The organism is Enterovirga sp. CN4-39 (genome assembly GCF_049446235.1).
Lineage (GTDB): Bacteria > Pseudomonadota > Alphaproteobacteria > Rhizobiales > Beijerinckiaceae > Enterovirga.
Map to the genome: position 1 here is coordinate 1 of NZ_JBMSEF010000044.1, position 8,914 is coordinate 8,914.

12 protein-coding genes are annotated in these 8,914 nt (G+C 65.3%); 10 read left to right on the forward strand and 2 right to left on the reverse strand.

What is annotated here, in order from left to right:
- From ACO2SS_RS28480 to ACO2SS_RS28520, 9 genes are all read left to right on the forward strand, one after another.
- Positions 1 to 719 (forward strand): hypothetical protein (locus tag ACO2SS_RS28480; protein ID WP_423281247.1); only part of this gene is annotated, 719 nt, incomplete at its 5' end.
- 40 nt (positions 720 to 759) lie between these two features.
- The gene (locus ACO2SS_RS28485) at positions 760 to 1,521 is read left to right on the forward strand and encodes a glycoside hydrolase family 19 protein (RefSeq protein WP_423281248.1); all 762 of its coding nucleotides are present in this window, start codon (positions 760 to 762) and stop codon (positions 1,519 to 1,521) included.
- 45 nt (positions 1,522 to 1,566) lie between these two features.
- Positions 1,567 to 2,091: a hypothetical protein gene (locus ACO2SS_RS28490; RefSeq protein WP_423281249.1), complete on the forward strand. Its 525-nt coding sequence runs from the start codon at positions 1,567 to 1,569 to the stop codon at positions 2,089 to 2,091.
- Positions 2,092 to 2,098: 7 nt separating this feature from the next.
- Positions 2,099 to 2,623: a hypothetical protein gene (locus tag ACO2SS_RS28495; RefSeq protein WP_423281250.1), complete on the forward strand. Its 525-nt coding sequence runs from the start codon at positions 2,099 to 2,101 to the stop codon at positions 2,621 to 2,623.
- Positions 2,598 to 2,975 carry a hypothetical protein gene (locus tag ACO2SS_RS28500; protein ID WP_423281251.1) on the forward strand — a complete coding sequence of 126 codons (378 nt, stop codon included), beginning with the start codon at positions 2,598 to 2,600 and terminating at the stop codon, positions 2,973 to 2,975. The genes ACO2SS_RS28495 and ACO2SS_RS28500 overlap by 26 nt, the downstream gene beginning before the upstream one ends.
- 51 nt (positions 2,976 to 3,026) lie before the next feature.
- Entirely contained in the window at positions 3,027 to 3,413 is a 387-nt protein-coding gene (locus ACO2SS_RS28505; RefSeq protein WP_423281252.1) for a phage tail fiber protein, read from the forward strand.
- Between the two features lie 5 nt (positions 3,414 to 3,418).
- Positions 3,419 to 3,766: a hypothetical protein gene (locus ACO2SS_RS28510; protein ID WP_423281253.1), complete on the forward strand. Its 348-nt coding sequence runs from the start codon at positions 3,419 to 3,421 to the stop codon at positions 3,764 to 3,766.
- Positions 3,763 to 5,400, forward strand: a complete 1,638-nt coding sequence (locus ACO2SS_RS28515) for a hypothetical protein (RefSeq protein ID WP_423281254.1) — start codon at positions 3,763 to 3,765, stop codon at positions 5,398 to 5,400. The genes ACO2SS_RS28510 and ACO2SS_RS28515 overlap by 4 nt, the downstream gene beginning before the upstream one ends.
- Complete coding sequence (locus ACO2SS_RS28520; protein WP_423281255.1) at positions 5,397 to 5,816, forward strand: hypothetical protein; 420 nt, start codon at positions 5,397 to 5,399, stop codon at positions 5,814 to 5,816. The genes ACO2SS_RS28515 and ACO2SS_RS28520 overlap by 4 nt, the downstream gene beginning before the upstream one ends.
- A gap of 611 nt (positions 5,817 to 6,427) precedes the next feature.
- Here ACO2SS_RS28520 and ACO2SS_RS28525 read toward each other — a convergent pair.
- Both ACO2SS_RS28525 and ACO2SS_RS28530 read right to left on the reverse strand, forming a co-directional pair.
- Positions 6,428 to 7,045, reverse strand: a complete 618-nt coding sequence (locus ACO2SS_RS28525) for a class I SAM-dependent methyltransferase (protein ID WP_423281256.1) — start codon at positions 7,043 to 7,045, stop codon at positions 6,428 to 6,430.
- Positions 7,046 to 7,269: 224 nt separating this feature from the next.
- Positions 7,270 to 7,458 (reverse strand): hypothetical protein, encoded by a 189-nt coding sequence (locus tag ACO2SS_RS28530; RefSeq protein WP_423281257.1) that lies wholly within the window; start codon positions 7,456 to 7,458, stop codon positions 7,270 to 7,272.
- Between the two features lie 206 nt (positions 7,459 to 7,664).
- On the opposite strand from ACO2SS_RS28530, the gene ACO2SS_RS28535 reads away from it, so the two are divergent.
- The gene (locus ACO2SS_RS28535; RefSeq protein WP_423281258.1) at positions 7,665 to 8,561 is read left to right on the forward strand and encodes a class I SAM-dependent methyltransferase; all 897 of its coding nucleotides are present in this window, start codon (positions 7,665 to 7,667) and stop codon (positions 8,559 to 8,561) included.
- The last annotated feature ends 353 nt before the right edge of the window (positions 8,562 to 8,914 follow it).

Sequence of the window (8,914 nt, forward strand, 5' to 3'; positions counted from 1 at the left end):
TGCGCGGGCGCGGCCTCGTCGGCGGAAACACGCGGTTCCAGAACAACACGGTCTCGACCAGCGACAATACCTACTTCGCGGTCTACTCGGCGATCTATGGTGTCTCGATCGAAGCTGGCGTCAGCACGAGTTATGACCACCGAGACTATAAGATCGTGGGGAATGAGTTCCACGGTCTGACTGCCGGGGTTCTTGCTTCGGGATATAGCGCAGCGAGCCCGACGGTCAAAAAGCTGCTCATCGCGCATAACCACGACATCGTCTCGGCTTCGGGAACGTCCTATCCGGGAACCCTGGCTTCGCTGACGAATGTTCAGGGAGTGATCATCGAGGGCAACGTCGTCGGCCAGCCTGGGCTCTTGACCACGGCGACTGCTGTATCCCTATCCGGCGTGACGCATGCGGTTCTGCGCGGGAACCTCGTGATGAACACCAACGTCACGGCGTACGGGATCTCCGACAGCAATCAGATCTCTATCTCCGACACGTTCCGCGATGTCGGCAAGGGCAGCACCGGGAACCAGGCCATCCTGCTGTGGAACTCACAGAACGTGAGCGTTGTGGGATCCAGCGCTGTGCAGACGGGGTCCTATGCCGCGACCTTCCTGCAGGAGGCCGGAGGCTCGAATTTCAACGCGGCGAACGCGAATTTCGTCCGTGGGTTCACTACCAAATACATACCCGCCGGGGCGAACACGACCTTCGGCACCCTGAACTAAGGCCGCCTCCGGGCGGCTTTTCCATGTCTGGAGGATCTCCATGAGCATCGACCGCGCGGCGTTCTTCGCCGCCGTTCGCGGGCCCCTGTTCGGCGGCGGGCTGAAGCAGAGCCAGGTGGACGGGATGAACGCGATCCTGGCCGCGGCGCCGGCAGACATCGATCTCGAGCCGCTCGGCTACTGCCTCGCGACCACGATCTACGAGACCGCGCGGACGATGCAGCCGGTCAAGGAGTATGGCGGGGACGCTTACTACCGGCGCATGTACGACATCCAGGGCAGCCGCCCGGCGGTCGCGAAGGCGCTCGGCAACCTGCAGCCGGGGGACGGGGTGCGGTTCTGTGGCCGGGGCTACGTGCAGCTGACGGGCCGCTCGAATTACCTGCGGGCCGGCAAGGCGGTCGGGGTCGACCTGATCGCCAAGCCGGACCTGGCCATGGACCCGGCGATCGCCGCTCGCATCATGTTCGAGGGCATGAAGGCAGGCTGGTTCACGGGCAAGAAGCTGTCCGACTACTTCGGGCCCGGCCGGTCCGATCCGGTCAATGCCCGGCGCATCATCAACGGGACGGACAAGGCCTCCGAGATCGCCGGCCACCACCGCCAGTTCGCGGCGGCGCTGAAGGCGGGCGGATACGCGCCGGGTGCGGCGCCTGTTGTGGTCGCCCCGAAGCCTGCCGCTCCTGTCATCGAGCCGGTCGTCATCCCCGCCGCCCAGCCTACCGGCTGGCTCGCCTCTCTGGGCGCCTGGTTCGATCGCGTCTGGGCCGGCCCCGCTCCTGATCTCGCCGCTCGCGGCTGAATACCCGCGCCCGGCGGCTCCCGGGCTCCCCAAACGAGGTCTCCCATGATCCGCTATGCCGTGCGGGCGCTGGCGCTCGCCCTTTTCCTCTACGTCTTCTCCAGCCCGGCAAGCGCGGCCGAGGTCGTGGCGCAAGCACCTCCCGCCGCAGTGAAGATCCCCTTCGGCGATTGGATCGTGGCGCTCGGCGAGCTGCTCTCCACCGTTCTCCTTCCGGCCCTGATCGCCTTCATCATGGGCGCGATCAGCAAGCTCTTCCCCTTCGCCCGGCTGTTCATCTCCACGCAGCTCGTCGAGCGGCTGGTCCGGAACGTCGCCGACTACGCCCTGAACGCGGTCGAGGAAGCCGCCAAGGACAAGGTGCTCTCGGTCCCGGTCGGGTCTGTGGTGATCGCCAAGGCCGTCCAGCGCGCGGTCGATGAGGCCCCCGGCTGGCTTCTGAACGCGGCAGGTGGGCCGGCCGGCATCGCCGAGAAGGTCTTCCGGCTCCTGAAGCTCGAGCCCGAAGCGACGGCGGCCAACACGCTCGCGCCGGCTTTGGGTGCGGTGCTGCCCGCAACGAAGGCCTGACACGCTGATGCTCCGCTCGACGGGCGACCCGTACCTGGACGCGCTGATTGCCGGCAACCCGGCGATCGCGCGCTACCTTGAGCGCGAGCTTCGGTACGGGCAGACGCGCTGGGCTGAGGTCTGGCTCGCCTGCATCATGGCCGTATTCGGCGCCGTGCTGCTCGCACCGGGCGACACATTCGGCCTGCCGAGCTTCCGCATCATCGACGACATCGTCCGGGAGGACGTGGCCGGCCTTGTCGGCGTCGGGACAGGCATCATTCGCCTGATCGCGATCTGGTACAACGGCAACCGGCGGAAATCGCCGATCGTGCGTGTCCTGGGCTGCCTAAGCGGCTTCTTCTTCTGGCTCGCCCTGACGATAGGCTTCGTCCTCACCTACCCGCCGCTCTCGACAGGGCTGATCTATGGCGTGCTCGCCATAGCCGAGTTGCATTCCTCGAGCCGCGCCGCGCGCGACATGGGCATCCTGGACAGCCTTGGCGTCCGTGAGCGGAGGCGCGATCGTGAGCGGCTGGCTTCCGGAGGTTGAGGGCTGGGTCAAGGTCGCCGGGGCGGCTGTCGCGGTCATCATGGCGATCCTGGTCCCGGTCCGCAGCTGGATGGCAGAGGACCGCCGCTACAAGGCACAAACCCTTGAAGCCGTGGCGGCGGCCAGCAAGGTCGTGACAGCGAGCGTGACCGCGCAGACTCCGACCGGCAACCTTCTCGGCGACGCCCTCGCCGCAGGCGCACTCACCGAAGCGGTACGCGACATCGCGAAGGCCATTCGAGAGGGCACGGCGGCCGAAGAGGCGCGTGAGGAAGATCGCCTCGCCAAGGCCGTCGAGGCCCTGATCGCATCGCAGGACAAGCCTGAACAGCACGGCCCCCGCCGTCGCTGACCACCCGCCCGCTCTGGCGGCGGGCACCTCGTTCACCTCCGGAGACGCACCATGTCCGCTTCCAACTACGCCGAGAACAAGCTTGTCGACCACCTGCTCGGCACGACCACCTTCACCAAGCCGACGGCCGTCTATCTCGGGCTGTTCACGGCCGATCCGGGCGAGGGCGCGACCGGGCCGGAGGTCGCCGGGCTCGGCTATGCGCGCCAGGCCGCGCAATTCAGCGCCGCCAATGCCGGCACGGCCCGCAACACGAGCCTCATCGTCTTCCCGGCCGCGACCGGCGGCGCTTGGGGCACGATCACGCATTTCGGGATCTTCGACGCGGCCACCGGGGGCAACCTGCTCGTGAAGGGAGCCTTCGACTCGTCGCGGGTGATCGGCGATACGGACGCCCTGCTCGTAAACGCCAACGACCTCGCCGTCACGCTGGACTGATCGCGGTGGATGCCGAGCCCTTCCGGCCGGGCGATACCATCGTCCTGCCGTTCCTCATCGTGGCGGACGGCGCGATCGTGAACATCAGCGACGGCACCGTCAGCGCCACGCTCTCCGTCACGGGCAGGCCGACTGTCGAACTGCTCGTCGGCGAGGGCATCACGCTCGAGCAGGTTGCGCCGCCGCCGGCTGAGCGCGTCGAGGATCAGGTCGCGCACGGCCTCGTCACCCTCGGGCCGGACCTGACCAGCACGCTGCCCGCGGGCGCCCTGACCCGCCTCACCGTCTACTACGTCAACTCGGCCGGCGTGCGCATGCATACCGCGCCGGTCATCCTGCGGGGGGATCGATGAACCTGGCCGGCCCCACCATCATCGCCGGCCGCCGGCCGCTGCGCATCCTCACCCTCGTCGGCGTCACGGCTCGGCGGGGGCCGAGCTACGGCACGGGCGAGGTCGTGTTGACCCTGGCCGGCAGCGGCAAAGCTCGCCGAGAGCGCAGGATTGTCGGGACGGGAAGCCTTCTGGTGAGCGCCTCGGGCAAGGCACGCCTCCGCCGACGCGCAAAGGCCACGAGCACTCTGTCCGTGCTTGGGTCAGGCGCGGCGCGGCGTCGGAGGAAGGTTGCGGGATCCGTGTCCGTGTCCGTGCTCGCGACCGGCGCAGGCCGGCGCGGACAAACCGCTAAGGGGGCCGCGGTAGCTCTCACCCAAGCGACCGGGTTCGCTCAAGTGCGACCGGGTTGGGTGAAAGCGGGTACGACCTTTGACTTCGATGCAGCCGGAAACCGCTACGCCTACCGATCCTATCGGCAATCTCTGGATCTCAACTTCCTGTCGTCCGCCAGCGACGCCTACTACCTTGGGAGCGCCGAGATGGCCGCCTATTCGTCCCTCACGGACTTCATCGCCGCGATGGGCGGCACCTTCACCCGCGCCTCGGTGGCCACCTACAAGGATGCGAACGGCGTCTGGCAGACGGCGGCGGCCAATGTCCCGCGCCTGGACTATGCCTCTGCGGGTGTTGCGAGGGGGTTCCTGCGGGAGAGCGCGAGGACAAACAAGAACACGAACTTCAACGCCGCCCCTGCACTGACCAACATCGGAAAGACCGGGGATGCCGCCGCCACGCTCGCGATAGTCGATGACAGTGCAGCTTTGGCCGCTGTGGGCCTGAATGCGCTTGTTCCAAGTGGTCAGGTTTACAAGCTGGACAATACGCTAGGAACAGGCGCGGCTTACGCTACTATTAACGGCGTGACAGGGAACCTGAACCCGCACACGGCATCAGCCTTCGTTCGGACGACGGGCGGCATCGGGCGTGTACGCACGAACAGCTTGGGTGGAGTGGTCGTTAATCCAGACCTTCCCTACGCTAGGACGGCCTTCAGTTTCACCCCCGGCACAGCCTCAGACGGTTTCTGGATCTACGCCATCCAGGGCGGGATCACTTACTTCGTTCTCAACCAGCTTGAGGAGGGTGCGTTCGCCTCGTCCCCGATCATCGTTGCGGGCTCGGCGGCAACCCGAGCTGCGGACAGCCTCACGTTCCCTACGGCTGGCTGGCTCAACCCGAACGGCGGGGCGTGGGTAGCGGAGTTTGAGTCAAACGGCCGCCCCTCGGGCGTCATTCAAGGCGTCTTCTATACGGTCGGAGGCGACGGATACATTCGATCTACTGTGGAGGAATCTACAATCTCATACCGGGTGGCCGCACTAGGCAGCATCGGACAGGCAAGTTTCCCGGTAGCTGACACCGGCTTGGGCGTAAAGAAGTCAGCGATGAGGTACGCTCCCAACGACTTTGCTTTCTCGGTCAACGGCGCAGCTCCGGTCACAGACACAGGAGGCGCAGTTCCCCAAGGTCAGGCCACGCTATTCATCGGCTCACTTGGGACTGGCGTGAACCCGCTCGATGGCTGGATACGCCGCCTCTACTACGTACCAGCCGGCCTTACCAACGCAGAACTTCAGGCGGTGACGGCATGAACATGATCGACCACCTCTTCCTCTTCCCGGACGAGGCGGTGGCACATGCTGCCCTCGATCCGCTCGGCTTCGGCGCAGAAGGTTCATGGGACGGCTCCCGCGTGCTCCCCTGCCGTGTTGTCATGGGTTGGGAACTTGGCTCCACGGTCGATCCGGAGACGGACGAACTGATGACGTTTGAGGTCCCGGTCTACATGCCCGGCTTCCAGGTCAACGTCGCGCTGCCGGATCTCCGGCCGGACCTCGCCGCCATGCCCGAGTGCGTGCTGGTGACGGATCGGGAAGCGGCGGCCGACGAAGGCGCGACGCGGGCTGACTTCGTCCTGCACACCAAGGTGTCGCCAGAGACCATGGACGCCGTGCAGGAGATCACCCCGCAATTCGCCGGCAGCCGATATCCGCTCGGCGCCGGCTGACACCTCCCCCCGCACTCCCGCGGCACGAGAGCCCCACCTTCAGCCCGGTCGGCCTCGCGCGGGCCGGGCTTTTCTGTTTCTGGAGGGCCGGGCAGCGCCTTGGATCACCGCCCGGCCCGCCCTGGCTGACCGCCGCCTAACCCGAATGGGTGCTGGATAGACAGGTCCCGCTCCCGCACATTGCGGCGTCCCCCGTCGGGGGGCACGCTGACCAAATGCCTGCTCGCTCGGCTCCCGCTGAGCGGGCTTTTTCCCTTCTGGAGGGCCGGGCAGCGCTAGCGTTCGCCACCCAGCCCAGCCGCCCGCCTCCTGCGGGGGCACGAGAGCGGACGACCGTCGGCACCGTCCACGACAGGACCGAGGCTTCACCTACCTCGAAGTGGGTATTGGCCGGGTGCCATTAGCCCCAGAATATCGGCCGTCTCCCATCGGGAGATGTCGACAACACTGACTGCCCGCCCGGCTCCAGCCGCGGCGGGCTTTTGCGGCCATAAGCACCAACGCACTAATAGTCCGGCCTTCTGCCTACGCCCTCTAGCCGGCATCCAGTTCGTCCAGCCCACGATACTGGCTCGCACCGCACCCGGCGTCACGGCACAGGGCGTGGGTAGCTATTTCCGGAAGATCATCCCGAGACAGCCGTTCGGGTGCATCCAGCCGAGAGACGGGAATACGCGCCACTCCGTCGGGTGCAACTCGCGGACGAAGTCCTCGTCGAGAGAGTGGAGGTGGCTGGGATGGCGTTGCTCGCCTTCTTTCCAGGGGCAGATGACAGCGGTCAACTCACGGGACACCCCGACCATCTTGCGGACGAACCGGATCGCCTCATCGGGCTCCAGGTGTTCGATGACATGGCTGCACACGACGATGTCGTGGGAAGAGTCCGGCAGGCCGAACAGATCGCCGACGATGACCGGGATGTCGTCGTGCAGGATCGGGTAGAACTCGGCCCACTGCGGGCTGAGCTCCAGCGCCCGGACGTCCAGCTTAGGGCCGATATGGCCGCCCCTGAACAGTCGAGCGAAGAAAGCCGCCCCGAATCCCGGCCCGGCACCCACGTCCAGAAAGGTCATCGGCCTTCCGGCCGGCTGACGCATCAGGTCACGCTGGAGAAGCTGTAGTAGGTCGTTTGCGAACAACAGGCCCTGCGTCGCCCAAACCCCGTTGACGAAGTCGAAATCGTCCCCGGGGAAGATGGAATCGAACGATTGCTTGGTCAGGTCGCGCAAGCGTTTCCGGAGCGAGGTCGCGTCCAGAACGCGCGAGTCGTGAATTGCAGGGGTGTCCGCGTTCATCTGGCGTCGCACGGGCTAAATCGCGCGAACAACGTATCGGAGGTGACGGCCGAACTTTCAAGCGCCAGTCTCTGCCCGTGCTCAGTTCTTCCTGTACCGCTTCCTGCGCCACCCACATCAAGCCCGCCCGGCTCAGGCCGCGGCGGGCTTCTTCCGTTTCAGGGCTCCGGATCGTGACCGGCTTCGTCCGCCGCCTCCCACAGCCCACACGTCCTCTTGCTCGTGACGCCGATCCGCTTGTAGCCGGGATGCTCGCACCCGCCGCCTAGGCCGACATCATTGCCGTAGCGCTCGGTCAGGCGGCGTTCTTCCGAAAGCCTGTTCCTGAGGTCGATGAAGATCTCCATGTCCCAATGGCGACAGTGGATACAGCGGGGCACGAACTCCATCCCCGCCCGCTACCGCGCTTCCTCGCGGGAGGCGCTGCGGCAGAGAGGCCGGATCGGAATTCAAGTCGACTGACCGCCCGCTGCGCTCGATCAAAAGTAGGCATTGATCTCCTACCTCGTGCGGGCAATCCTATTTACTCGCCCTGTCCTGAAATAGGTAGTTCATGCGCGGTCTTCCCGAGCACGTTGCCAGTCACCTCGGTATGCTGACAACAGAGGAGCGCCGATTTCTCTATGAGTTTGCCCGCGACACATTTCGCGGTGAAGGTCTCATCATCGACGCGGGGATCTTCATGGGCGCATCGACCGCCGCGCTCGCGACAGGATTGCGCGACCGCAGCCCGCCCTATGTTGGGCGCCCGATCCAAAGCTTCGACTTGGCGACATGTGACCAGTCCACGGCCGAAACAATGGCCTATCACTTCCCGCAGGAGGAATGGCAACAGGGGAAGAGCTTCGCACACGTCCTTACTCGAGCGCTTAGCCCTTATGAGGACCTCGTCGAATTTGCGGTGGGTGACATTCGCGAAACTCTGGTCAATCTGAATGAGCCGGTTGAACTCGCGTTCCTGGACTGCTCCAAGCTCCCGTCGGTCAACGCTCACCTAACCCGCGTCATCTTCCCCCGGCTCATACCGGGGCACTCGGTTGTCGTGCAGCAAGACTTTTTCCACGAGTGGCTGCCGTGGATCCATGTGACGATGGGGTACTTGGCGCCGTATTTCCGCTTCATCGGCTCGGCCGGCCCTAGCGCGTTCTTCCGGTGCGAGAAGGCAATCCCAGAGCACGTCGCAGCGATCGACACGTGGAACGATCCGCCTCGTCCTGGCCTTCAGATGTTCGACGCCGGTGTTCCGTCCGGTCTATCCGAGACGGAAGCCTATCTCGCGGACCTCGCGCGGGTCTCGGCCGTGCGCTGGTTCGAGGGCGTCGACGCCTCGGTCCAATATGCAAACCGACTGACCAAACCGTCCGGCGAGACACCGTGGACCTTGCCAGAGGCTTCTTTCGTCGCCGATGTCATGAAGGGGAGGGGCCTGGATTGGGCTCACGCGAGCTAGGGGGCTTCGCCTGTTTTGCGTACGGGCTCCGGGTCATGTCTCGTTCTGAGGGCGCTCACCTGGGTCAAGGAAATCACCCCCAAGCCATTGCACTATAAGCCGTTTAGGTTGCTGGCCTGGACTGAGGAAATCACCTCACCATCCTCCTATGATCCCCACAACCACAGCCCAACCAATACCCGAAGGAGAGGCCAGCCTATGAAGGGGCTCCGAAAGGCGTGGGCAAGTATGCTGGATCAGCTCGCGATCGCCCATCCAGCGTCAGCGAACTGGAGCCACTCTATTCCGGTCACGGATGAGAAATGGCCATCCGTGAAGCTGATTGTCGTGTAGCCATTCCCAGTCTGAGCGAT

Excerpts from the sequence above, each read along its gene's own strand:
- ACO2SS_RS28530 (WP_423281257.1), bottom strand. The coding sequence starts at position 7,458 with ATGGAGATCTTCATCGACCTCAGGAACAGGCTTTCGGAAGAACGCCGC.
- ACO2SS_RS28485 (WP_423281248.1), top strand. The coding sequence starts at position 760 with ATGAGCATCGACCGCGCGGCGTTCTTCGCCGCCGTTCGCGGGCCCCTG.
- ACO2SS_RS28515 (WP_423281254.1), top strand. The coding sequence starts at position 3,763 with ATGAACCTGGCCGGCCCCACCATCATCGCCGGCCGCCGGCCGCTGCGC.
- ACO2SS_RS28505 (WP_423281252.1), top strand. The coding sequence starts at position 3,027 with ATGTCCGCTTCCAACTACGCCGAGAACAAGCTTGTCGACCACCTGCTC.
- ACO2SS_RS28535 (WP_423281258.1), top strand. The coding sequence starts at position 7,665 with ATGCGCGGTCTTCCCGAGCACGTTGCCAGTCACCTCGGTATGCTGACA.
- ACO2SS_RS28495 (WP_423281250.1), top strand. The coding sequence starts at position 2,099 with ATGCTCCGCTCGACGGGCGACCCGTACCTGGACGCGCTGATTGCCGGC.
- ACO2SS_RS28520 (WP_423281255.1), top strand. The coding sequence starts at position 5,397 with ATGAACATGATCGACCACCTCTTCCTCTTCCCGGACGAGGCGGTGGCA.
- ACO2SS_RS28490 (WP_423281249.1), top strand. The coding sequence starts at position 1,567 with ATGATCCGCTATGCCGTGCGGGCGCTGGCGCTCGCCCTTTTCCTCTAC.